A 24792-nucleotide genomic window follows, 5' to 3' on the forward strand; every position below is an offset into this window, starting at 1 on the left:
ACGTGCTTTCAAGATGCAGCGCTGATCAAGCGTCCAGGGAAGTTCCAATCATGGAAGCGACCTGGGCGTAGATTCGCGGATTGGCCACCAGCAGCGGGTTGCCTTCGGTGAGGCCGTCATTGCGCAGAAAGTCATTGCTGATACCGCCCGCCTCTTTCACCAACACCAGGCCCGCGAGGCAATCCCAACTGTTGATGTGCGTTTCGTAGTAACCGATCAATCGGCCGGCTGCGACGTACGCCACCATCAAGGCGCCCGAGCCGTTACGAATGAACGTACCACCCTGCTCCAGCAACTGCGTGACGAAAGGGATGAAGTGTTCTTTGCCACGTCGATGAGAGGTGCCAACGCCCATCACACCGTGACGAATATCGGGCGCGGCGTGCACACTCAGCCGTTGCTCGTTAAGCCAGGCGCCTTGACCGCTGCAGGCATGGAACAACTCGTCATGCACGGCATCGGCGACCGCTCCGAGCCAAGGCTCGCCGTCCACCAACAACCCGATAGACACGCACCAACTGTGCAAGCCGTTGACGAAGCAACTGGTACCGTCGATAGGGTCGACCACCCAAACACAACGTGCATCCAGCGTTGCAGCGCCGGTTTCTTCACCGAGAAAACCATCCTCGGGAAAGCGCTCGGCCAATTGCCCCTTGATGTAGGCCTCGGTGTCTTGGTCGACAATGCTGACCAGGTCCTGAAGCTCATCGCCTTTATGGCTGACCACCAGGCTATCGCGCTGGCGGTAAGGCCCGAGCGCGCGCCGCGCGGCCTCCATGGCCAGCTCCTTTGCACACGCGTAACGCGCTTGAATATCGGTGGAACCCAATGATTTAAACACCTGCTGACACTGCTGCATGGCTAGTCCTCATCTCCTGTTGCGGTCTTTCGCCAAGTTTTGCACACGTGTGCAACGCTTGACCAAAAAAATAGCGGACTGGCCGCCATGCGCCACCCTTTCAGGTCGCGCCTTTCTATAAGGCACGAAACTTTTATTCGTTTCAACTTATTTTTAAACTATTTATTCCATCGTGCTGCTGCGACGAATCAACTCGATCGGCACCACCACCGGCCCTTCAACGGCTTCTCCAACCGTCGCCACCACAGCCTGGCGGGCCAACGCTTCGGGGTTTTGACGAATCGTCGTCAGGTGATAGGCACCTTGCGCAGCCTGCGGAATATCATCGAAACCCACCACGCAAACGGCCTGCGGAATAGCGACGCCGAGCTGAAAACGCAACGCGTCCATCACCCCCAAGGCCAGCATGTCGGTGGCGCAAAAGATGCCATCGGGCCGCTGACCTTGGGCAAACAGCGCGAGCGCCGCTTGAGTACCACCGGCATAACCACCGGCGGCTGAATAGTGCTCGGCCAGCGGCACAAGACCTGCTTCGTTCAGCACCTGGCGAAACCCCTGCAAGCGTTGCCGGGAACTGTAATTGCCTTCGTTCTGGCCGATAAACGCCAGCCGCGTGGCGCCTCCGCGCAGCAATTCACGGGCGGCCAGGCGCCCTCCTTCCACGTGATCGCTGACCACGACATTGGCGCCGCCGATGTGGGCGTCACTGTTGATCATGGTCAACGGAATCTGTCGGCTCAGGTAGCGCTCAACCTGCTCTACAGAAGCCGATGCCGACGTCAGGATAACGCCCGCCACCTGATAACTCAGCAGCTCCTGCAATGAGCGTTCGAGTTGCTGCGGGTCGTTGGCGTTCATCAGCAACGGCATCAGGCCATGCACATTCAAGTGATGAGTCAGGGGAGCAAGCAGGCTGGCCAAAAACGGATTTTCAAAACCTGCAGTAATCACCCCCACGAAATTGCTGCTGCCCTTGTTCATGGTCCTGGCTATCAGGTTGACCTGATAACCCAAGGCCTCGGCAGACTTCATCACGCGCTCGCGCATGCGTGGCGACACGCTGGCACCGGGGGTGAATGTCCTCGACACAGCCGACCGTGAAACCCCGGCATGCAGGGCTACGGCTTCGGCGTTGATGATGTCCGGGCTGGGCATAAAGCAATGGTCTTGAGGGAAGAAAGCCATTCTGGCAGCGCCACATCCTGAAGTCGACTGCAGCGCTGGCCTTCCTCAGGTTCAGAGGTTTACAGGCTGCCAATCAAAAGCGTGGCTTGACTGCTTTCCAGTCCGGTTTATAGCGTTGCATCTGCTTCACGTCGTCGCGCTGGCGAATGCCGCAATTCAGGTATTGGTCATGCAGTTTGCCGAGTTGATCGTGATCCAGTTCCAGACCCAAACCGGGGGCGCGAGTGATCTTCACGCAGCCATCGACGATGGGCAGTTTACCGCCCTTGATCACCTCTTCGTCCGGTTCCTGCCAGGGGTAATGCGTGTCACATGCATAATCCAGATTCGGCACCGAGGCCGCGACATGCGCCATGGCCATCAGGCTGATTCCCAGGTGCGAGTTGGAATGCATCGACACGCCAAGGCCAAAGGTGTCGCACATTTTTGCCAGCGCCTGCGTATCACGCAGGCCACCCCAATAATGATGATCGGCCAGCACGATCTGCACGCTATTCAACGCTACGCTGCGCCGAAATTCATCAAAGTCGGTGACCACCATGTTGGTCGCCAGCGGCAAACCCGTGCGTTTGTGCAATTGGGCCATGCCCTCCAGGCCCGGGGTCGGGTCTTCGTAATACTGCAGGTCGTCACCCAGCAATTCGGCCATGCGAATCGCCGTTTCCAGCGACCAGTTGCCGTTCGGATCGATGCGCAACGGAAAACCGGGGAAGGCCTTTTTCAACGCCTTGATGCACGACACTTCGTGCTCGGGCGGCAATGCGCCGGCCTTGAGCTTGATGCTCTTGAAGCCATAGGTTTCGATCATCCGCCGTGCCTGGGCGACGATTTGTTCTTCGTTCAGGGCTTCGCCCCAACTGTCGGCTTTGTACGGCGAGTCGACATGCTCTGCGTATTTGAAAAACAGGTAGGCGCTGAACGGAATCTGATCGCGAATTGCACCGCCCAGCAGGTCCACCAACGGCACGTTCAATGCGTGCGCCTGCAGATCCAAGAACGCCACTTCGAACGCCGAATACGCGTTGCTCACCGCTTTGCTGGCATGCGAACCCGGCGCCAGCTCTGCCCCCGCGAGGCTTGCCGGTTTATTCGCCGCCACGGTGGCCTGGACGATGCTGCGTAAGCGATTAAGGTTGAACGGATCCAGCCCGATCAGCTGCGATTGCAGTTGCTGCTGGATCAGCAGCGCCGGGGCGTCGCCATAACTTTCACCCAGACCGATGTAGCCATTGTCGCTTTCGATTTCAATGATCGAGCGCAGTGCAAAGGGTTCATGGATACCGCTGGCGTTGAGCAGCGGCGGGTCACGAAAAGCGATGGGGGTAACGGTGACGCGTTTGATTTTCAAGAGGCTGCTCCCTTTGGACCTGAACTCAAGGCTTGATGACTGACTGATTTTTTTGGCCCGGCGACATCGGCCGGTTGGCTGCCCCGTGCAAGCATCGAATCACCACGCGGCGCGGTGCGGGCGAAGAAAATCACCACCGCCGCGACCAGGGACGTGGCGGCAAGGCCATACAGACCGCCCTCGATTGAGCCGGTTTTCTGCTCCAGAAAACCGAAAGCCGTCGGCGCCACAAAACCGCCGAGATTGCCGATTGAATTGATCAATGCGATCACCGCGGCAGCGATGCGTGCATCCAGATAGGCCTGCGGGATCGGCCAGAACAGCGCGGAAGCGGCCTTGAACCCAATGGCCGCAAAACAGATGGCGACGAAGGCGAAGATCGGCCCGCCAGTGGTGGACATGAACATGCCGAACGCTGCGATCACCAGCGTCAGTGCAACCCACGCCTGCTGGTGTTTCCATTTACTGGCCATGGCCGCGAAACCATACATCGCGACAATCGAGATCAGCCACGGAATCGAGTTGAACAGACCGACCTGGAAGTCACCCAGGTTGCCCATTTTCTTGATCATGCTCGGCAGCCAGAACGTGGCGCCATAGATCGTCAGGGCGATCGAAAAATAGATGAAACAGAACAACGCGATTTGCCGGTCGGCCAACAGCTTGAACATCGACGGCTTGACGGTCTGCTGACCTTCGCGTGCTTGCTGTTCAAGCGCAATGGCGCCAATCAACGCGTCCTTCTCTTCAGTGCTCAACCACTTCGCCTGACGTGGATGCGATTGCAACCAGAACCAGACAAAGCCGCACAACACGATCGAGGCAAAGCCTTCGATCAGAAACATCCATTGCCAGCCATGCAGGCTGAAACCGTTGACGTTCAGCAGCGCGCCGGACACCGGTCCGGAAATCACCGAAGCGATGGCCGAGCCGCTGAGGAAAATCGCCATCGCCTTGCCACGGTCGGTGGACGGTAACCATTGGGTGAAGTAGTAGATGATGCCGGGAAAGAACCCCGCCTCGGCCGCACCGAGAATAAAACGCAGCACATAAAAACTGGTCTCACCACGCACGAAAGCCATGGCCATGGCGGCGGCGCCCCAGGTGAACATGATGCGCGTCAGCCAGGCGCGGGCACCGTAACGTTGCAACAGCAAATTGGAAGGCACTTCGAAGATCGCATACCCGACGAAGAACAGCCCGGCGCCAAGGCCGTAAGCCGCAGCGCCGATACCGAGGTCGGTTTCCATGTGGCTGCGCACGAAGCCAATGTTGACCCGGTCTATGTAGTTGACGATGAACATCACCACGAACAATGGCAGCACGTGACGCTTCACCTTGGCCGCGGCTCGGGCGAGCACATTCGGATCTGGCGGACTGTGGACGGTATTCAAGGGCAACTCCCGGTCATTGTTTTTTTAGGGGCAAACCGATCATGGACGCGGGAATTGATCCCGTCTAATCTAACTTGGCATGCGATTGATACCAGGATTAGATCAATGTTCGAACTGACTCAGCTGCGTTGCTTCACCACCGTGGCCACCGAACTCAACTTCCGTCGCGCCGCCGAACGACTGAACATGACCCAACCGCCGCTCAGCCGACAGATTCAACTGTTGGAACATCACCTCGGCGTAGAACTGTTTACCCGCACCACCCGCAGCGTCGCGTTAACGGCGGCGGGCCGGGCGTTTTTCATCGAAGCGCAAAATTTGCTGGAGCGCGCGCAACAAGCCGCCGTCACCGCCCGACGCTTCGCCGAGGGCGACATCGGAACGGTCAACATCAGCTTCGTGGGCAGCGCGGTCTACGAGTTTTTGCCGAAAGTGATCGCCGAGGCGCGACTGAAACAGCCCCACGTGAAAATCGACCTCTCGGAAATGAACACTTATCAGCAACACGAGGCCTTGCGCGCCCGGCGCATCGATTTGGGCATCGTCCGCGCGCCGTTGCTGGAACCGGGTTATGCGACTGAATGCCTGGTTCGTGAACCGTTTGTGTTGGCCGTTCCCAGCAACCACCGGTTGGCCGAAACAGCGCAGGTATCCGTCAACGACCTGGATGCGCAACCGTTCCTGATGTACTCCCACGCCGCTTATCCGCCGTTTAACGAACTGCTGACGGGCATGCTGCGCTCTGCCCGCGTGGCGCCGGAATACGTGCAGTGGCTGGGTTCGTCATTGACGATTCTGGCGCTGGTAAACGCCGGCATGGGATTGGCGCTGGTGCCGCGCTGCGCCACCAGCGTGGTGTTCAAGAACGTGGTGTTCCGCGATATCGATTTGGGTGAAGGCGTGCAAAGCGAGCTGCACCTGATCTGGCGCGAGAACAACGACAACCCGGCATTCGCGATGCTGCTGGAGGGGATTCGTACGGCTGTGAAGGATGGATGGGGCTTATGAGTCAGCCCAACAAGGCGTGCTTGAGCACCGAATCAGTGGTGGCCTGATAGTGGTCTGACAGCAATTGGCAGGCCTTGTCGATGTCTTTCGCCAGCGCGGCGTCCATCAACTGCCGGTGTTCGTTGGGCACATCGCGCACGGTGCTGTCGTCATAGTGCATCGACAAAAAGCGGTAGCGCGCCGTTTGGTCTCGCAACGACGTACACAGACGCAACAACGTCGGTGAATGACAGCTGGAAATCAGCGCCTGATGGAACACTTCATGGGCGCTTTCCCATTCGGGTTTCAGCAACCGCGCCGGCCCTTCGACAATGGGCAGGCGATCCAGCCGATGGTGCGCGGCAAGCACCCGGCTCTCCCATTCCACATCCCCTTGGCGAATCGAATCGGCCAACGCCTTGCACTCGATGTGTAAGCGCGCGGCAGTGATGTCGGCGATTTCTGCGGCGGAGATCCGGCCGACGCTGAAGCCCTTCTGATCTGCAGCAGAAACAAAACCGCTGCTGGCCAGGCGCGACAGTGCTTCACGCAGCGGAATCACCCCAACCTCATAGGACTCTGCCAATTCCTTCAAGCGCAGGCGGCTGCCTGGGGCCAGATGGCCATTGATGATGTCCTGGCGAATCCGGGCTTCCAGTTGCGACGCCATCGTGCGCTTCTCAGCGGGCTCGGGCGATTGCCAGTTGATCAGAGGTGAATTCACGCGTGCTCCATTTTTACAGTGCCTGAGCGAATCATACACAGACTGAATAATTTCTCACATTCTCAAAAATATATATTTTATTGTTGACGGTATATTTTTTTGGCTCTAGCTTTGTGACCACGCAGTCGGTGCTGCCCTATACCACCGACGCCCTTCACATTCCTGAGAGAAAACTGCCATGCGTTACGTTCGCTTCCTCAATCAAGGTCAACCGGTACTGGGTGTCGTCACTGCCGAAGGTGTACGTGTACTGGGTGCCGAATCTCTTGAGTCGCTATTGGCCCGGGGCGTCGACCTGACCACTCACGGTGCCGAAGCGAGCGGCGAACTGGTGCAAATCGCCGAGGACGCTTATTTACCGCTGATGCAGCGTCCCACCAAAATTGTGTGCGTGGGGCTGAACTACGCCGACCACACCAAAGAATCGCCTTATGCTCAGCCGAGCTACCCAACCCTGTTCCCTCGCTGGAACTCCAGTCTTACCGCCCACAACAAACCGCTGGTGCGCCCGCGCGTCTCCGACAGCCTCGACTACGAAGGCGAAATGGCGGTAATTTTGAAGAGCGGTGGGCGGCATATCCGCAAGGAAGATGCGCTCGACCATGTAGCCGGATATGCCTTGTTCAACGAAGGCTCGGTGCGCGATTACCAGTTCATTTCGCCTCAATGGACGGTCGGTAAAAACTTTGATGACACCGGTGCATTTGGCCCGACCCTGGTCACGGCCGATGAGTTACCGGCCGGCGGCAAGGGCTTGCTGCTGCAGACACGCGTGAACGGCAAGGTCGTACAATCGGCCAATACCGACGATATGCTGTTCGACGTCGCCACCATCATTTCCACATTGAGCGAAGCCGTCACCCTGGAAGCGGGCGATGTGATTGTCAGCGGCACCCCGGCCGGTGTTGGTTTCGGGATGAACCCCAAGGTCTACCTGAAAGCAGGTGATGTGGTCGAAGTCTCTATCGAGGGCATTGGCAAACTGGTCAACCCGGTGGTTGACGAAGCCTGATCCGCAACACCGCGTCGAACCCGGCGCACGGCCGACTTCTGCCGTGCGCCTCATTACAAGAATAATTAAATGGAGGCAATCATGAGCGTGTCCCATGGTGTGCATTCAATCGATCATTACGCACTGAACGTCCCGTCTCTGGACGAAGCCTGCCAGTTCTTTGAAAGCTTCGGCCTTGACGTTCAACGCGAACCTGAGCAACTGCTGCTGCGGGCTGCAGATGGCCATGTGTGGGCCAGGATCTTGCCAGCCGCTTCCAAGTCCCTCGCCTATTTGAGTTTCAACTGCTACGCCTCAGACTACGACGCGTTGCGTCATCAGATCGAAACTGCGGGCGGCCGCTTTGAGGACCGCGCAGATCCCGGGCTCTGGTTCCGCGACCTCGACGGCAACCTGTTGCAAGTGAAGGTCGGCGAAAAGACCATGCCGGACCAAAAGACTCTGCGCGCAGCCTTCCCTACGCCGTCCGACAGCCGTGGCGCGACAACGCGCGATGCGGTGCCACACATCCGCCCTCGCCGTCTGTCCCATGTCTTGTTGTTCACGCCTGATGTACTCGGCGCCCTGCATTTCTACGAACAGGCGCTGGGCTTGAGGCTGTCGGACAAATCGCTGGACATCATCGCCTTCAGCCATGCCTCCCATGGCTGTGACCACCATTTGGTGGCGTTCGCCAAGAGCAGCGCCAAGGGCTGGCACCACGCCGCGTGGGAAGTCGACAGCATCGATGAAGTCGGCGCCGGCGCTTCGCAAATGGCCGCGGCGGGCCACGCAAAAGGTTGGGGCACCGGACGTCATTGCCTGGGCTCGAACTACTTCCACTACGTGCAGGATCCCTGGGGTTCGTTCTGCGAATACTCGGCAGACATGGATTACATCTCCGAGGGCAGCGCCTGGCCGGCCGGCGATTACCCACCCGAAAACTCCTTGTACCTGTGGGGCCCGGACGTGCCGGACAACTTCATTTTCAACACTGAAGCGCAGCCCCCGGCACCCGCCTGAGTCGCACTGTTTTTTCACCGTCACACATTCCTGAAGTGCGCGAGCCTTGCCGCCCGCGCAACAGGCCCGGCTACGCCCGGAAATCATTGCGCAGTACACGAGGCACAGTTCATGAATCAGCAAAACACAGTCGATGTTGCCATTGCCGGTTACGGTCCCGTGGGCCAGACCCTGGCTATCTTGTTGGGCCAGATGGGTTACTCGGTGGCGGTATTCGAGCGCTGGCCAGTGCTTTATCCGTTGCCGCGCGCGGTATTTTACGACCATGAGATTCGACGCATTTTCCTCGCCATGGGCCTTGGCGACGCGCTGGAAAAAATCTCCCAGCCATCGGCTCGTTATCAGTGGTTCAACGCTGACTGGAAGGTCCTGGTCGAGATCGATTGGTCCGCTGAGTCCATCAGTGACGGGCCGTTCGGCTATCTGTTCAACCAGCCTTCGCTGGAGGCGGCACTGGACCGTAAAGCCAAGACCATCAGCAATGTGCAGGTTCACCAGGGCTGGGAAGCGACGGCGCTAAAGCAGGATGCCAATGGCTGCGACCTGGTGCTGACACGGGTCCTTCGCGAAGACGGCAAGTTCAGCCTCGGTGAAGAGCAGCAACACGTTCGCGCTCGCTACGTGATTGGCGCCGACGGGGCCAACAGTTTTGTGCGCCAGTCGCTGGGCATTGAATGGCAAGACCTGGGTTTCCAGGAAGACTGGCTGGTGGTCGACCTGCAGCCCAAACCGGGTGTGCAGCTGGATGTGCCGGACATCGGTCAGTGGTGCAACCCCGAACGTCCAACGACCATGGTCCCCGGCGGACCCGGTTATCGCCGCTGGGAATTCATGCGCCTGCCGCACGAAACAATTGAAGACCTGCAAGACACCGACAAGGTCTGGTCGCTGCTGTCGCGCTGGGTGACGCCGGACACTGCAGACCTGGTGCGCCACGCGGTCTATCAGTTCCGTTCGCGCATCGCCGCAAACTGGCACAGCGGCCGGGTACTGCTGGCGGGTGACGCGGCCCACGTGATGCCACCGTTCATGGGCCAGGGCATGTGCTCGGGCATTCGCGATGCGTGGAACATGTCCTGGCGCCTGGACCTGCTGCTGCGCGGTTTGGCTGATGAACAGCTGCTGCACAGCTACACACTGGAACGCAAACCGCAGATCCGCGCCGTGATCGAGGCGTCGATGGCCATGGGCAAAGTCGTGTGCGTGTCGGACCCCGTCAAAGCTGCCGAACGTGATGCGGCCTACCTGAGCGGTAACGTCGCGCCGCTGCCGCCCTTTCCCGGGCTGACCGATGGTTTGTTGCACGAGGATGGTCAGCTACGCGGCATTCTCGGAGTGCATGGCTCGATTGAAATCGACGGCAAGGTCAGTCGCTACGACGAGGTCATCGGTCGTGGCTTCCACCTGCTGGTGCGGGGTGATCAAGACCCTTTCGCAGTGCTCGCCCCACAACAGCTGGCCTTCATTCGAGACTACGGCCTGAGCATTGTGCGGCTCGCCGAAACGGCTGACAGCGCCAAGGGCATCTACCGCGACGTGTCTGGCAAGTACCTGAACTTCATGGCCGAGGCCGGGCTGAAGGTGCTGGTGGTGCGCCCCGACTACTACTGCTATGGCGGCGTCGCCGAGGTGTCTGCATTACCCGAACTGCTGAATGCCCTGCAAAAGCAATTGCAGGGGAGCGCCCACGTACACCCACCCCTCAACCACGAAAAAACCTGTCACGTCTGACATTGATGCCCCGGGGGCATGGACGCCCCATCGATTAAAACTCTGACAATAAAAACAAGAGACAGACAATGAAAAACATCAAAGTGAAAACGCTTGGTGCGGTTCTGGCCGCCTGCGCAACGCTCAACACCCACGCCGCCGAGCCTCCTGAAACAGGCGAAGGCTCGCTGTTTCGTAGCCTGTTCGGCGACACACTGGAAAAGGATTACGGGATCACAGTCTCCGGTCTGTTTGACGTCGGCTACTCGCGCAACAATCGATCGACCCACGACGAACGCCAGGATGGCTTGAGCAATTTGCCGCTGGTGGGTTTTGCCGATGAAGGCCTGGAATGGGGCGGCCTGCACCTGTTTGTCGACAAGGCGCTGAAGGGCGATGTGGTGCCGCGAATCACCCCGTTGCCGGGTCCCGCGCCGAGCGAAGCATCGTTCGGTTTTACCTTCGAAATGAACTACGGCCGCAACGCTCAATTCGCCCGTACCCAAGGTTGGGATATGCATTGGGACGTCAACTCGCCGGGCGACGACGACCTGGCCAAAGCCCAGCGTGACAAACAGAAATTCCTGGCCATTCCCAACATTGCGGCCACCGCGTACTTGCCGTATGGCCCCGGCGTCACGGCCATGGCCGGCGTGTTCGGCCCGGCAATCGGTTACGAAATCCCGCCGAACATTCGTGCTGCACGCAACCCGTTTGCGAGCAAGACCTACGCCTTCGTCAGCGAGCCCGGCACCGTTGCTGGCGTGTTGCTCGGCACCCGCGTGTACAACGGTGAATCCTCGTTGCTCGGCGCGGAACTCGGTGTGGTTCAGGGCTGGAACAACCTGCGCGATAACAACGACCAGAAATCGCTGATGGGCGCATTGCGCTGGCGTACCGCCGATATGCAAACCTGGGTCGACTACGAATTTATCGTTGGCGATGAACAGAACGACAGTTTCAGCGATGTTCAGGCCCCGACCTCGCGCCTGGTGTCCACCAGCGGACAGTTCAAGCAGCAGCACTCGCTGAACGGCTGGCATCGCTTCGACTCGAACTGGTCGATGGGGGCCGAAGTGGTCTACGGCCGGCAGGACGGCGACGGTAAGGCCTCGACCGTCGACATCATCAAAGGTCCAGGCTTCGACGGCGCTCACTGGTGGGGCGCCAACGCGGTGCTCACCTACCAGCAACGACCCGACCTTTCCTACTCCGTACGCGCGGAACATTTTGCCGACCCGGACGGTTTCATCCTGCTGCCCGCCTCCACCGCCCGCGGCAACTTCAATGCCGTCACCGCCGGCCTGCGGTACGACTTCAACAAGTACATCTCGCTGCGCCCGGAAGTGCGCTACGACGTGTTCGATGGCAATGCCGACGATCACCCTTTCGGTGCCGGCCGCGACCGCACGCAACTGACCGGGCTGGTTGAAGCACTGATCTATTTCTAAGCCTTCGACGGCCGGGCGCTCGTAGGCCGTCACCCTCCAATTTCATCCGGGTAACAACCATGAATAACAATAAGCAAGCGTGGGATGTTCGCTACGAGTTCAAAGCGGTAGCCCTGCTGGCCCTGGGCTTCGGCCTGGTAGGCCTTGACCGTTTTATCATCCTGCCGCTGTTTCCGGTGATGATGAAAGACCTGGGCCTGAACTATCAGGACCTGGGGAACGTGACTGCAATTCTGGGACTGGCGTGGGGGATTTCTTCGATCTTCATGGGCCGACTGTCCGACCGGATCGGCCGCCGCAAAGTACTGATTCCGGCCGTGTTGGTGTTCTCCCTGCTTGCGGGGCTGTCCGGCCTCGCAACGGGCATCGGTGGGTTGATGCTGATCCGCGCCATCATGGGCATTTCCGAAGGGGCGTTTACCCCGACCGCCCTGGCCGCCACTGCAGAATCTTCGCTCCCACGGCGTCGAGGCATGAACATCGGCATCCAGCAGGCATTCTTCCCGATTCTGGGGCTCGGCCTCGCGCCGATCCTTGCCACGCAACTGTTGCTCGTCGTGCCATCGTGGCGCTGGGTGTTCGTGATCGTTTCGCTACCGGGTTTCTTGCTCGCTTTGGCGATGTACCGCTATTTGCGCGAAACACGACCGGTCGCGGTACAACAAGCCGAAACCAGTGCCAGGCCAGATCACGCCGGATGGCTGGACGCGCTGCGCTATCGCAACGTCTGGCTGAACATTGTCGGCATGTTCTGCATGCTCACGTGCCTGTTCGTCGTCAGCGTGATGATGCCTAACTACCTGATGGACTATTTGCACCTTGAGGTGCAGCAGATGGGGTTTGTGATGTCGGCGATCGGCCTGGGCGGCTTTCTTGGGCAACTGATCATGCCAGCGGTGTCAGACCGCATCGGTCGCAAGCCTGTGGTGCTCCTGTCGTTTGTCGCCACCGGTGGTTTTCTCTGGTTGCTGATGGGCACTGGCGCCGAACCCGTGAAGTTGTTCGCCCTGCTGTTCCTGACGATTTTCTTCAACTTCAGCATGATCTGCATGACGGTCGGCCCGCTCACCAGTGAATCGGTGCCTGCGGCATTGACCTCCACGGCGACAGGATTGGTGGTGGGGATCGGCGAGATATTTGGCGGCGGCGTTGCGCCGGCTATTGCGGGCTATATCGCACAGCATCACGGCATCGAAAATACCCTGTACCTGGCGCTGGGGGCGGTGATGGTCGGGTTGCTGGTAGCCACTTGTCTGCGGGAAACGGCACCGGCCAAAACGCCGGAGCGCACCACTGAAGTGGCAGACAGCGTTTAACCACCCTTGAAGCGCCGGCCAAACGCCGGCGCCCATTACCCAGGCAGCGGCAATGCATGGCTACTTCGGCCGACGCACCGCCCTCACCTTCCCGCTCGCGCCACCGCCACAGAAAAACCGCTGTGCGCCATCGGATTCAAGCCCCGAGACACCGGTTCCGGCCGGCATTCTGAGACTTTCCAACACCTCGCCAGTGGTGGCATCGATGTGCCGCAGTTCACTTTCGTCGCCCTCCCAGATGCCATGCCACAGTTGCCCTTCAACCCAGGTCACACCGGTCACAAAACGGTTGGATTCCAGGGTCCGCAGGATGGCTCCGCTGTCGGGGTCGAGTTGATGGATCTTGCGGTTGCGGTATCCGCCCACCCACAACGAGCCTTCAGCCCAGGTCAGGCCAGAATCATTGCCGCCACCGGGCGCAGGAATGGTGTTGATTACCTGGCCGGTGTGCGGATCGATTTTCTGGATACGGTCTTCGGCGATCTGAAACAGGTGCTTGCCGTCGAACGCTGTCCCGGCGTTTGCCACCACTTCAATCGAACGCGAGGTGTGACCGCTTTCCGGGTCCAGCGCGTGCAGTTTTTCGCCACTCGCAAACCATACTTCTTGACCATCCCACGTCACGCCATGCACAGCGTCAACACCGGGAAATGGTCCGTATTCACGAAGGATTTCGGCCGTCTTGTGTTTCATGGTTGCTTCCTCGTCACGGGTTAGAGGCGTTCATCCTAGGTCACTCGGCAGCGGCACCGGGAGTAACAAGGTCGTCGCGAAACCCGGCACTGGCGGTGTCACCCAGCGACGCGTGCGCCCATCACCGAACGACTGCACTTTGCCTGCTGCCGCCAGCGTATCAAGCACGCGCTGAACCGTGCGTTGACTAACCCCAAGGGCCAACGCCAGCGCTGAACTCGACCACGATTCGCCATCGGCGAGCAGTGCGAGCAACGGCGCATGTTTTTCATCCGCAGGTTGTGCCAGTAACGCGACTTCGCTCGACACCCGTGGCACCAATACAAATCCACGCGCCGTAGCGCTCACGTCAGCCAGCGGTTTCAGTGCCGCGCGCAGTCGTCCGATTTCGACGCGTAACCGCGCGCGGTGTGACCCGTCACAGAGCTTGAGGCGGAACGTCCTGGTCATCAGCTCTTCGCGTGACACATCGCCCGGCCATGCTTCGGCCAACGCCCGCACGAGTGCGAACAGTACCGGGCGCGTGGCCAGCGAAACCGACATACCGACGCCTCGCACGGCATGACGACACGCGTCCACCACCAACACCGTCGAGCCGAGCAGCGCTTCAACTTCGTACAGCAACAACACACGTACTTTGCCGCCGACAATCAGCCGCGCTGCCGGGCGACTAAGCAGCGCCATGGCGTTTTCGACTTCAGCGTTCAACGCCGCAATACCCGACTCCTGGGCCGCATGCCCGGCCCGGTGCAGCGCGGCTTGGGCCTTATGCGTTTGCAAGCGACGTAACGCGATGCCCGCGACCACCAACTCATGCGCCGCCCTTAATGCCGGCGGCAGGGGGGCCGGGTCCAGTTCGGCCAGTCGCTGTTCGGCGTCATCAAGACGTCCGATCAGTAGCAGGCGCCGTATGGCCAGGTACTGCGCATGAGCCGCATTGATCCAGTCCCCGTGAGCCACGAGAGTTAATCGCGCCGAATCGAGCGCTGTCGCCGGCCAGCCCAGATCCCGCGAAGCCAGCGCAATCTCTGCCTCGGCAACCACACACCGTGCTCGGGCCAGGTGCTCCCTGGGCCCAAATGCGCGGGCGGCTCGACGCACCAATGCTTTGGCACGAACCAAGTCACCCAACTGCGCCATCGCGATACCGCGCAACGCGAGTGCCGCCGCATCGTCGCGCAAGGCCACGCGCCGCAGCGCACCGAGCGAATCACCCGCCGCCAGCGCCTGCGCTGCTGCGGTTATCAGCGAATCCATTGTCGAGCCACGCCGGTCACTCCCGGTGAATGGAACTGTGTCAGTGCCGTTGATTAAACCGATCGATCAGACGCTAGCAGTAAAACACCCTTGCATAAAACTGCATCCAGTGGCGGGCCAGGGTGTCGGGTTTCACCCAGAAAATAAACCATATGATTCACTTGACTCTTTAATGATTCAAGTGAATCATTCGCTCATTGCTTTACCACCCAGTCGCCGCGCCTATGAGGCCACCGAGGACAGAACAATGAGCGATTTCAAACTGACGTACTCCACGATGTTCAACCCGCCAGCGGAGTTACATCTTCAGTTCGAGCGGGCACTTGCCACGCTCAAACACGACCTGGGTCGTGACTACGGATTGTTGATCGATGGCAAGAATGTCTTCAGCCCGCAAAAGATTGAAAAACGCAGCCCCATCGACCAGTTCTGGCTGCTCGGGCGCTTTCACATGGCGCGTGAAGAAGACGTCGATAACGCCATGAACGCAGCCCGCAAAGCCTTTCCAGCCTGGCGCGCAACACCGTGGAAGGACCGTGTCGCACTGCTGCGCAACGTGGCGCGGTTGATCGAAGAAAGGGTGTACAAAATTGCCGCCGCCGTCAGCCTTGAAACCGGTAAAAACCGCATGGAAGCCTTGGGTGAGGTTCAGGAAACTGCAGTATTTTTCGATCATTACTGCGACCTGATGGAACAGAACCAGGGTTACGACCACAGCCTTCCCAACGATCCGCTGGAGGATTTCACCAGCACCAATCGCAGCGTGCTCAAACCGTATGGCGTGTGGGCAGTGATCGCACCGTACAACTTCCCGTTTGCGCTGGCCGGCGGCCCTGCCAGCGCAGCCTTGGTGACCGGCAATACCGTGGTGCTCAAAGGCGCCAGTGAAACGCCTTGGTCCGGTCTGTTGCTGGCGGAATGTATTCGCGATGCGGGTGTTCCGGACGGTGTTTTCAACTACCTCAATGGCAGCGGTAGCGTGGTCGGCCAGGCATTGGTCGAACATCCGCTGACGGCCGGCATCACGTTCACTGGTTCGTTTGATGTCGGCATGCGCATCGTCCGCGCTCAGCTGGATAAGCCCTATCCTCGGCCATGTATCGCTGAAATGGGCGGCAAGAATGCAGTTATGGTCAGTCGTCACGCAGACCTGGAGCGTACCGCGATGGGCATCATTCGTTCAGCATTCGGCATGCAAGGGCAAAAATGCTCGGCGTTATCGCGGATTTATGTCGAGGAGCAGGTTGCGGATCAATTGATTGCCCTGCTGAGCGATAAAATTCACGCGATCCAGATCGGTGACCCCGCTGTTCCCGCTCACTGGATGGGCCCGGTATCAACGCGCAAGGCCTACGACGATTTCGCCCTCTTCAGCAAACAACTGCAGGAACACGGCGCACGGTTGATTACCGGTGGCGAACAGTTGAAAAGCGAGGCCTACAGCGCAGGCTTCTACTGCACACCAACGTTGGCCGAGGCCCCCCTTGAGCATCCGCTATGGGCGGTCGAAATGTTCCTGCCCATCGTCATGCTGGCTCGGGTGAAGAACCTTGACCAGGCCATGCAACTGACCAATGAAAGCCCGTTTGGACTGACGGCAGGCTTCTACGGCAACGACCAGGAAACCCGATGGTTCTTCGACAACGTCGAAGCGGGCGTCACCTATGCCAATCGTCCGCAAGGTGCAACCACCGGCGCCTGGCCTGGCTATCAGCCGTTTGGTGGCTGGAAGGGCTCAGGCAATACCGGCAAAGCAATCGCTTCGTTCTACTACTTGCCCCAATACCTGCGCGAGCAATCCCAGACCCGTGTCGAGTAATGACCTTTTAACCGTTTCAACGAGGAAAATGCACGTGCATAACACCCACAACAAGCATCTGCTCACCGCCCTGCCCGGCCCCAATTCCCGCGCCATGATCGAGCGTGACAGTGCCGTGGTTTCACCGTCCTACCCACGCGACTACCCCTTTGTGATGAGTCACGGTCGCGGCGCCGAGGTCTGGGATGTCGACGGCAATCGCTTCATCGATTTTGCGAGCGGCATCGCGGTCTGCTCCACCGGCCACAGCCATCCGCAGGTGGTTGAAGCGGTAAAAAACGCAGCCGACAAGTTCCTGCATATTTCCTCCGACTATTGGCATGAAGAACAGGTACGCCTGGCGGAAACCATGAATCGGCTGTCGCCGTTCGGCGAGCCGGCCATGACCTTTTTCTGTAACTCCGGCACTGAAGCCGTTGAAGGCGCAATCAAACTCGCCCGGTACGTGACCGGTCGCTCGCGGTTTATCGGTTTTATCGGCGGCTTTCACGGCCGCACCATGGGTTCGCTGGCGTTCACCGCGAGCAAATACACGCAACAGGCAGGCTTCTTTCCGAGCATGCCGGGCGTGACGCATATCCCCTACCCGAATAATTACCGGCCACTGCTGGCGGGCGAGGATCAGGGTGCGGCCGTACTCGATTATCTGGAAAACGTGCTGTTTCAAAGCAATGTTCCCGCACATGAAGTGGCGGCCATTTTGCTGGAGCCGATTCAAGGTGAAGGTGGCTACCTGGTGCCGCCGGACGGGTTCCTCGAAGGCCTGCGCGCCTTGTGTGATCGCCACGGCATCCTGTTGATTGCCGATGAAGTGCAATCGGGCGCCGGACGCACCGGCAAGATGTTCGCCTGCGAACACTGGGGCCTGAAACCAGACATCGTGACCCTGGCCAAAGGACTCGGTTCCGGCCTGCCCATCGGCTTGGTCACGGCCAAAAAAACCATCATGCAACAGTGGAAACGCGGCGCCCACGGCAACACCTACGGCGGCAATCCGCTGTGCTGCGCAGCGGCCTCGGCAACGCTTGACCTGGTTGAAAACGGCTACATGGAAAACGCCGCGACAATGGGCGAGTACCTGACGGAGCGTCTGCTTGAACTGCAACGCCGCTACCCGGACCTGATCGGTCAGGTCCGCGGCAAAGGCCTGATGATCGGCATCGAGCTGATCACCGACCGCATCAGTCGTAAACCCGCCAAGGCATTTGCCGACCGTTTGCTGCACACCGCTTACCGCAAAGGCTTGTTGCTGCTGACCTGCGGTGTCAGCACCGTGCGCCTGATGCCGCCGCTGATGATCGACCAAAAACTGTGTGACGAGGCTATCGAGCTACTGGACGCCGCGTTGGCAGAAACGCTGGACGCCTGACCCCCCATCCATCCCCGAGGAAAGCAGACATGAAGAAATTGCACGGTGTACTGGCTGTTGTATTGAGCCTGGCGGCGTTGACCGCCAATGCCAAGGACTGGAAAGACATTCGCTTGGCAACCGAGGGTGCCTACAGTCCGTTCAATGAAATTGGCCCTGACGGTAAACCGCGAGGGTTTGATATCGACATCGCCAACGCGCTATGTGAGCAGATGCAGGCCAAGTGCACGTGGGCTATTCAGGATTGGGATGGAATGATCCCCGCGCTCCTGGCGAACAAGTTCGACGCGATTGTGGCTTCGATGACGATTACGCCGGAGCGCAAACAAAAAATCGGCTTCACCGAAAAGTACTACAGCTCCTGGGTGCAGCTGATCGCCAAGGCCGGCGCCCGCTATGACGCCGCCCAGCCCGCGACACTCAAGGGCATACGCATCGGCGTGCAGCGCGAAACCACCCACGAAAAATTCGCCAATGAAGTACTGGCTAAAAGTGGAGCCGAAATCGTCAGCTACCCGTCATTGGAAGAGGCCTACATGGACCTGAAAAACGGGCGCCTGGATGCCACGCTGCAAGACACCATACCGGGGGTTGAAGGCTTCCTGAAAAAGCCTGACGGCAAAGGCTTTGCATTGGCCGGCCAGCAACTCAACGATCCGAAATACTTCGGCGACGGCCAGGGCATTGGCCTGCGCAAGGAGGACAACGATCTGCGATTGGCGATGGACAAGGCACTTGGCGAAATAATCGCCAACGGCACCTACGAAATCCTGCGCAAAAAGTACTTCGACGTGCCCATCCTCTGATTGCACCCGGCGCTGCCCTTTCGGCAGCGCCGGGCAAGCCGGGAACACATTTAAATAACAACAAGAACGCGGCTGCCTGATCAGCCGGAGGGTTTTGCCGTGTCTCGCGATCCACGCTTCGATATCCTTTTCGAGCCGATGAAAATAGGCCCCGTCACGGCCAAGAACCGGTTTTTCCAGGTGCCACACTGCAACGGCATGGGTTGGACCCAACCGCGAGGCCTGGCAGAGCTGCGCCGGGTCAAGGCAGAGGGCGGCTGGGGTGTTATCTGCACCGAAGAAGTCGAAATTCATCCCAGCAGCGACTGCTCGCCCTTCCACGAAGGTCGCTTGTGGAGCGACCTCGATATACCGGCGTTGGCGTTGATGGCCGAAGCCGTCCACGGTTACGGCGCGTTGGCCGGTATTGAAATCATGCACCACGGCCCGTCGTGCGCCAATTACGACAGCCGCGAAATCCCGATCGGTCCTTCCCACCGACCCATCACTTACAACGCTCCGGTGCAGGCTCGCGCCATGAGCAAAAGCGATATCCGTGAACTTCGCCACTGGCACCGGCAAGCCGCATTGCGCGCTAAACGCGCAGGCTTCGACATTGTTTATGTGTACGCCTCACACGATTTGGGGTTGCCCATGCATTTTCTGCAGCGGCGCAAAAATGATCGCTGCGACGAATACGGCGGCAGCCTTGAGAACCGTGTGCGGTTGCTGCGCGAGTTGATCGAGGACACCAAGGAAGCCGTGGGTGATCGCTGCGCCGTCGCCGTGCGCCTGGGCGTCGAAGAACTGCTTGGGCCTGACGGCATTGTCAGTGCCGAGGAAGGCCGCGACATCATTGCCATGCTCGCCGAACTGCCAGACCTGTGGGACGTCAACGTCAGCAGTTGGAGCAATGACAGCGTCACCTCGCGTTTCAAAAAAGAAGGCTACCAGGAAGAACACACAGCCTTTGTGAAATCCCTGACCAGCAAACCGGTGGTGGGTGTCGGGCGCTTCACTTCGCCCGACACCATGGTCAGCCAGATTCGTCGTGGGGTCATGGACTTTATCGGCGCCGCCCGGCCCTCTATCGCGGATCCCTTCCTGCCGAACAAAATCGACGAAGGCCGAACCGATGACATTCGTGAATGCATCGGTTGCAACATCTGCGTGTCCAGCGACTATTCCAGCTCCAACCTGCGGTGCACCCAAAACCCGACCATGGGCGAAGAGTGGCGCCGTGGCTGGCATCCGGAAAAAATTCCGACCAAGGGCTCGGACAAAACGGTGCTGGTGGTAGGCGCCGGCCCAGCAGGCCTTGAGGCCGCATTAGCCGCCGCAAAGCGCGGTTACGAGGTGCACCTTGCCGAAGCCAGCAGCGAACTTGGCGGCCGTGTGCTCCGTGAATCCAGCCTGCCGGGGCTGCGTGAATGGGGTCGAGTACGCGAATGGCGTATCGGCCAGTTGTTGCCCATGACCAATGTCAGCATCTACCGCGAGAGTCCGCTATCCGCTGCCGACATTCTTGAGTTCGGTGCCGGTCATGTCGCCATCGCCACCGGCTCACACTGGCGCCGCGATGGTGTGGGTCGCGCTAACGGCTGGGCGGTTCCGGGGTTTGACTCACCGAACGTATTCACCCCTGACGACCTCATGGCCGGACGGGTTCCCGAGGGGCCGGTGGTGATCTTCGATGACGACCATTACTACATGGGCAATGTGCTGGCCGAGCGCTGCGTCGAGCTGGGCCTGAAAGTGACCTTGGTCACACCCGCGTTGCAGGTCGCCAGTTGGGCCAGCAACACGCTGGAATCGACCAGCATCCTCAAGCGTCTGATGACGTTGAAGGTCGATTTGGTGCGTCATCACAACATCGTCCGTTTCGAGGAGGGCAGCGTGCGAGTGCGGTGTGAAATCACCGGGCATACGCAGGTGCTGGAATGCAAGTCGCTCATCAATGTCACTGCCCGTTTGCCCAATGATGAACTGCACCAGACCTTGCTTGGGCAAAGCGCCTCGCTGAGCGCAGCAGGCATCGGCAGCGTCAGCCTGATCGGCGACAGTCAAGCCCCGGGCACCATCGCTGCAGCGGTGTATCAAGGGCACAAATTCGCACGCTATCTGGACAGCGACCTGCCACCCCACGAGTACGCCCGCGAGCTGCCATTGATCCATCGCGCGAGCGCGGCCGCCACTCTCTTTGAACAGTGAGAATACCAACATGCTTTATGGATATGCAGACAGCATCCTCGCAGGTGCGCTGGTCACCATCAAAGTCGGCGTGTGTTCCTTTGCCGTGGCATTGGCGTTCGGTTTGCTGGTGGCGAACGGCAAGTTGTCCAGGCATCGCTGGCTGGCCACGCTGGCCACCGGTTTCACCTCGCTGATGCGCAGTGCGCCAGATTTTGTCTGGTTGCTGTTTTTGTACTACGGCGGGCAAACGGCGCTGAACCTGCTCGGCCAGCGCATGGGATTCCAAGCCATCGACATCAATGCCTTCGTGGCCAGCGTGATCATTCTCGGGGTGATCTATTCCGCCTACCTCGCGGAAACGTTTCGCGGTGCTTTCCTGGCAGTCGATAAAGGCCAGGCGGAATCGGCACAGGCCTTCGGCTTCAACAGGCTTCAGGTGCAAATGCACATTGTCGTGCCGCAAATGATGCGCTTCGCCCTGCCCGGCATCAGCAACAACTGGCTGGTGATGCTCAAGGCCACCGCGATCACCTCGATGGTCAGCCTCAACGAACTGATTTTTCTCTCGCGTTCGGCAGGCAAAGCCACGGGGCATGGCCTGGAAATGTTGATCGTCGCCGCACTCATCTATCTGCTGCTGAGCACTGTCTCGGTGGTCGCCCTCAGGTTTCTCGCCGCGCACTATGCCGCCGGCAGCAAGGAGATCACCTTATGAACTGGAACGTGGTCTTCGATAACCTGGCGTTGTTTCTCTGGGGCGACGGCACCCGCACCACCGGGTTGCTGCTGACGGTTGAGCTGTTTGTGACCTCGCTTGGGCTAGGCCTGTTGATGGCGATTCCGTTGTCGCTGCTGCGGGTGTCCAGCAACCCGGTGCTGCGCATTCCGGTCTGGCTGTTCACCTACTTGTTCCGGGGCACTCCGCTGCTGGTGCAGATCTACATCATCTACTTCGGACTCGCCGAAATCGGCTGGATACGCACAAGCTGGGCCTGGACCTATCTGCGCGAGGCCTACATTTGCGCGTGGCTGGCGATTGGTTTGAACACGGCGGCGTACACCATCGAAATCCTCGCCGGCTGCATCAAAAAGACTTTCCACGGCGAAATAGAAGCCGCGCGGGCGATGGGCATGGGCCGGTGGACGCAAATGCGCCACATCATCCTGCCAGGTGCACTGCGGCGTGCGATTCCCGCCTACAGCAATGAAGTGGTGCTGACCCTGCATGCCACTGCGTTGGCGTCGAGCATCACGTTGCTGGATCTGGCGGGTGTCGGCCGCTCGATCAGCATGCGCTACGCCTCGCCCTATGAAGCTTACATCGCAGCGCTGGTGCTTTATGCCGCGTTTACCGCACTGGTGTTCCTGCTGTTTCGCCTGGCCGAAGGTAAATGGCTGGCGTACTTGCGGCCACGCTCAACCCATCCATGACAAGACGGCCAACCATGGCTGCAAAGGTGCACGACATGTCCAAACTGCAGGTCAACGACCTCCACAAAAGTTACGGCCAACATGAGGTGCTGAAAGGGGTTTCACTCACCGCCAATGCAGGCGACGTGATTACGCTGATAGGTTCCAGCGGCTCAGGTAAAAGTACGTTCCTGCGTTGCCTGAACCTGCTGGAGCAACCTCAGCGCGGCGAGATTATTTGGGATGGCGCGCCCATCGCCATGAAACGTGCGCGTGACGGCAGTTTGCAGGCGCGTGATGCGCGGCAGTTGCAACGCCTGCGCACGCAATTGTCGATGGTGTTTCAGAGCTTCAACTTATGGGCGCACCTCAGCGTGCTGGAAAACGTTATCGCCGCGCCCATGCGTGTGCAGAAATTAAGCCGCGCGCACGCCACGGAAAAAGCCTTGTACTACTTGAACAAGGTGCAAATCGACCCGGCCCGATTCGCCGCAAGCTATCCATCACAGCTGTCCGGAGGCCAGCAGCAACGCGTGGCGATTGCCCGGGCATTGGCCGTAGAACCGGAAATGATATTGCTCGACGAGCCGACGTCGGCACTCGACCCAGAGCTGGTTGGCGAGGTGTTGACGGTGATCCAGAACCTGGCCAGCGAGGGGCGCACGATGATCATGGTTACCCACGAAATGAGCTTCGCGCGTGAAGTCTCCAGTCAGTTGATCTTCTTGCACCAAGGGCTGATTGAAGAACAAGGCGCGCCAGCGAAACTGTTCCGGTCCCCTGAAAGTGCACGGCTCAGAGCCTTTCTCGGCACGTCGCTGCGCAGCCCAGAGCCCTTTCCTGTGTCCGGAAATAAACCATTTGTTTCATCAACATAATTTTTTTAACAACCGAGACTGCTCGCGTTTCATCTGTTCGCCGGGTGACGCCAAGGAAGTGTCCGCATGACTCATATTTTTCACCGCAACCCTGCCCTGCCCCTGCCCATCGCCGTGCGCGGCGAAGGCTGTTACCTGATCGATGCCAACGGCCGGCGCTATTTCGATGGCTCTGGCGGCGCGGCCGTGTCGTGCCTTGGCCATGCCCATCCCACGGTCATTGCCGCCATGAAGCAACAGATGGAAACGCTCGACTATGCCCATACCAGTTTCTTCAGCAGCGAACCCGCCGAGCGGCTCGCCAATTTGCTGGCTGAGCACAGTCCGTCGACGCTGGGTAATGTGTACTTTCTTTCCGGTGGCTCGGAGGCCATGGAAACCGCGCTGAAAATGGCCCGCCAGTACCACGTGGAAAATGGCCAGGTACACCGTCATCACTTCATTTCGAGACGGCAGAGCTACCACGGCAACACCCTCGGCGCGCTGGCCATTGGCGGCAACCTGCCAAGGCGCAAACTGTATGAACCGTTGCTGATGAAGACCACTCAGGTGTCGCCCTGTTTCGCCTTCCGCTACCAACACAGTAATGAAAGCGACACGGATTATGTCGAGCGGCTTGCCCAGGAACTGGAGCAGGCAATTTTGCAAGCGGGCCCGGAAAATGTGGCGGCGTTCGTCGCTGAGACCGTGGTCGGCGCGACGTCCGGCGCAGTCACACCGGTGCCGGGTTACCTGGCCCGGATGCGCGAAGTGTGCAACCGCTACGGTGTGTTGCTGATTCTGGATGAGGTGATGTGCGGCATCGGTCGCACCGGCAGCTATCACGCCTTCGAACAGGAAAACGTGCAACCCGACCTGTTGGTGCTTGCCAAAGGCCTGGGCGGCGGTTTTCAACCCATCGGTGCGGTCATGGCCAGCGACCGCGTGGTGCAAACCATCAGCGGCGGCAGTGGCAGCTTCCAACACGGTCACACCTACGTCGGCCACCCTATCGCGTGTGCTGCTGCGTTGGCGGTGCAACAGGAAATTATCGAACAAAACCTCTGCGCCAAGGTGCGTAGCAGCGGCGAACTGTTGGGTAGCCTGCTGCAGGAACGCTTCGGTGAACACGCGCACGTCGCTGACATTCGCGGCCGGGGTTTGTTTTGGGCGATCGAACTGGTGCAGGACCGCGACAGCAACACGCCGTTTGCGGCGGACCTGCGCCTGCACGCGAAAATCAAACAGGCGGCACAGGCCCATGGCCTGCTGTGTTATCCCGGCGGCGGCACCCTCGACGGTGTCCTCGGTGATCACGTCCTGCTGGCTCCCCCGTATATCAGCACGCCCCAGCAACTGGCCTTTGCGGTCGACACGCTCGCCGTGGCGCTGGATGAAACGCTGGCCATTCAATGACAACA

General features: G+C 59.5%; 21 protein-coding genes. 14 read left to right on the top strand and 7 right to left on the bottom strand.

All coding sequences use genetic code 11. The features are described from left to right. Nucleotides 1-25: 25 nt before the first annotated feature. The 4 genes from ACQR3R_RS09585 to ACQR3R_RS09600 form a co-directional block, all read right to left on the bottom strand. Nucleotides 26-859 carry an inositol monophosphatase family protein gene (locus tag ACQR3R_RS09585; RefSeq protein WP_428271827.1) on the bottom strand — a complete coding sequence of 278 codons (834 nt, stop codon included), beginning with the start codon at nucleotides 857-859 and terminating at the stop codon, nucleotides 26-28. Between the two features lie 162 nt (nucleotides 860-1021). Continuing rightward, nucleotides 1022-2044, bottom strand: coding sequence for a substrate-binding domain-containing protein (locus ACQR3R_RS09590; protein ID WP_428271828.1), 1023 nt, complete (start codon nucleotides 2042-2044; stop codon nucleotides 1022-1024). Nucleotides 2045-2117: 73 nt separating this feature from the next. Next, nucleotides 2118-3392 carry an enolase C-terminal domain-like protein gene (locus ACQR3R_RS09595; RefSeq protein WP_428271829.1) on the bottom strand — a complete coding sequence of 425 codons (1275 nt, stop codon included), beginning with the start codon at nucleotides 3390-3392 and terminating at the stop codon, nucleotides 2118-2120. After that, entirely contained in the window at nucleotides 3389-4786 is a 1398-nt protein-coding gene (locus ACQR3R_RS09600; RefSeq protein ID WP_428271830.1) for an MFS transporter, read from the bottom strand. Before ACQR3R_RS09600 ends, ACQR3R_RS09595 begins: the two co-directional genes overlap by 4 nt. A 105-nt stretch (nucleotides 4787-4891) precedes the next feature. Here ACQR3R_RS09600 and ACQR3R_RS09605 point away from each other — a divergent pair, with 105 nt between their 5' ends. Continuing rightward, the gene (locus ACQR3R_RS09605; RefSeq protein ID WP_428271831.1) at nucleotides 4892-5794 is read left to right on the top strand and encodes a LysR substrate-binding domain-containing protein; all 903 of its coding nucleotides are present in this window, start codon (nucleotides 4892-4894) and stop codon (nucleotides 5792-5794) included. Nucleotide 5795: 1 nt separating this feature from the next. On the opposite strand, the gene ACQR3R_RS09610 is transcribed toward ACQR3R_RS09605, so the two are convergent. Then, complete coding sequence (locus ACQR3R_RS09610; RefSeq protein ID WP_428271832.1) at nucleotides 5796-6497, bottom strand: FCD domain-containing protein; 702 nt, start codon at nucleotides 6495-6497, stop codon at nucleotides 5796-5798. A 178-nt stretch (nucleotides 6498-6675) separates the two neighbouring features. Between ACQR3R_RS09610 and ACQR3R_RS09615 the strand changes: the two genes are divergently transcribed. The 5 genes from ACQR3R_RS09615 to ACQR3R_RS09635 all read left to right on the top strand — a co-directional run bounded on the left by ACQR3R_RS09615 (nucleotide 6676) and on the right by ACQR3R_RS09635 (nucleotide 12988). After that, on the top strand, nucleotides 6676-7509 hold the full coding sequence (locus ACQR3R_RS09615; RefSeq protein WP_428271833.1) for a fumarylacetoacetate hydrolase family protein: 834 nt from the start codon (nucleotides 6676-6678) through the stop codon (nucleotides 7507-7509). Nucleotides 7510-7590: 81 nt separating this feature from the next. After that, nucleotides 7591-8511 carry a VOC family protein gene (locus ACQR3R_RS09620; protein ID WP_428271834.1) on the top strand — a complete coding sequence of 307 codons (921 nt, stop codon included), beginning with the start codon at nucleotides 7591-7593 and terminating at the stop codon, nucleotides 8509-8511. A 111-nt stretch (nucleotides 8512-8622) separates the two neighbouring features. Then, nucleotides 8623-10242, top strand: coding sequence for a bifunctional 3-(3-hydroxy-phenyl)propionate/3-hydroxycinnamic acid hydroxylase (locus tag ACQR3R_RS09625; RefSeq protein ID WP_428271835.1), 1620 nt, complete (start codon nucleotides 8623-8625; stop codon nucleotides 10240-10242). Between the two features lie 68 nt (nucleotides 10243-10310). Beyond that, nucleotides 10311-11672 (top strand): outer membrane beta-barrel protein, encoded by a 1362-nt coding sequence (locus ACQR3R_RS09630; protein WP_428271836.1) that lies wholly within the window; start codon nucleotides 10311-10313, stop codon nucleotides 11670-11672. A 59-nt stretch (nucleotides 11673-11731) separates the two neighbouring features. Further along, a complete protein-coding gene (locus ACQR3R_RS09635) occupies nucleotides 11732-12988 on the top strand; it encodes an MFS transporter (protein ID WP_428271837.1) in 1257 nt (418 codons plus the stop codon). A 60-nt stretch (nucleotides 12989-13048) separates the two neighbouring features. Here ACQR3R_RS09635 and ACQR3R_RS09640 read toward each other — a convergent pair whose 3' ends face one another. Further along, complete coding sequence (locus ACQR3R_RS09640) at nucleotides 13049-13681, bottom strand: hypothetical protein (protein WP_428271838.1); 633 nt, start codon at nucleotides 13679-13681, stop codon at nucleotides 13049-13051. Between the two features lie 30 nt (nucleotides 13682-13711). Next, nucleotides 13712-14938, bottom strand: a complete 1227-nt coding sequence (locus tag ACQR3R_RS09645) for a hypothetical protein (RefSeq protein ID WP_428271839.1) — start codon at nucleotides 14936-14938, stop codon at nucleotides 13712-13714. 247 nt (nucleotides 14939-15185) lie between these two features. Between ACQR3R_RS09645 and ACQR3R_RS09650 the strand changes: the two genes are divergently transcribed. The 8 genes from ACQR3R_RS09650 to ACQR3R_RS09685 all read left to right on the top strand — a co-directional run bounded on the left by ACQR3R_RS09650 (nucleotide 15186) and on the right by ACQR3R_RS09685 (nucleotide 24787). Further along, nucleotides 15186-16757, top strand: a complete 1572-nt coding sequence (locus ACQR3R_RS09650; protein ID WP_428271840.1) for an aldehyde dehydrogenase family protein — start codon at nucleotides 15186-15188, stop codon at nucleotides 16755-16757. A 34-nt stretch (nucleotides 16758-16791) separates the two neighbouring features. After that, nucleotides 16792-18126 (top strand): acetyl ornithine aminotransferase family protein, encoded by a 1335-nt coding sequence (locus ACQR3R_RS09655; RefSeq protein ID WP_428271841.1) that lies wholly within the window; start codon nucleotides 16792-16794, stop codon nucleotides 18124-18126. A 29-nt stretch (nucleotides 18127-18155) separates the two neighbouring features. Beyond that, a complete protein-coding gene (locus tag ACQR3R_RS09660; protein WP_428271843.1) occupies nucleotides 18156-18932 on the top strand; it encodes a lysine/arginine/ornithine ABC transporter substrate-binding protein in 777 nt (258 codons plus the stop codon). A gap of 138 nt (nucleotides 18933-19070) precedes the next feature. Further along, nucleotides 19071-21122 carry an oxidoreductase gene (locus tag ACQR3R_RS09665; RefSeq protein WP_428272605.1) on the top strand — a complete coding sequence of 684 codons (2052 nt, stop codon included), beginning with the start codon at nucleotides 19071-19073 and terminating at the stop codon, nucleotides 21120-21122. 10 nt (nucleotides 21123-21132) lie between these two features. Beyond that, complete coding sequence (locus ACQR3R_RS09670) at nucleotides 21133-21819, top strand: ABC transporter permease subunit (RefSeq protein ID WP_428271844.1); 687 nt, start codon at nucleotides 21133-21135, stop codon at nucleotides 21817-21819. Further along, the gene (locus ACQR3R_RS09675; RefSeq protein ID WP_428271845.1) at nucleotides 21816-22535 is read left to right on the top strand and encodes an ABC transporter permease subunit; all 720 of its coding nucleotides are present in this window, start codon (nucleotides 21816-21818) and stop codon (nucleotides 22533-22535) included. Before ACQR3R_RS09670 ends, ACQR3R_RS09675 begins: the two co-directional genes overlap by 4 nt. Before the next feature lie 35 nt (nucleotides 22536-22570). Next, nucleotides 22571-23392: an ATP-binding cassette domain-containing protein gene (locus ACQR3R_RS09680; RefSeq protein WP_428271846.1), complete on the top strand. Its 822-nt coding sequence runs from the start codon at nucleotides 22571-22573 to the stop codon at nucleotides 23390-23392. Nucleotides 23393-23458: 66 nt separating this feature from the next. After that, on the top strand, nucleotides 23459-24787 hold the full coding sequence (locus tag ACQR3R_RS09685; protein WP_428271847.1) for an aspartate aminotransferase family protein: 1329 nt from the start codon (nucleotides 23459-23461) through the stop codon (nucleotides 24785-24787). Nucleotides 24788-24792: the final 5 nt, after the last annotated feature.

The organism is Gordonia sp. IEGM753, assembly GCF_050321825.1.
In the GTDB taxonomy this organism is placed as follows: Bacteria; Pseudomonadota; Gammaproteobacteria; order Pseudomonadales; family Pseudomonadaceae; genus Aquipseudomonas.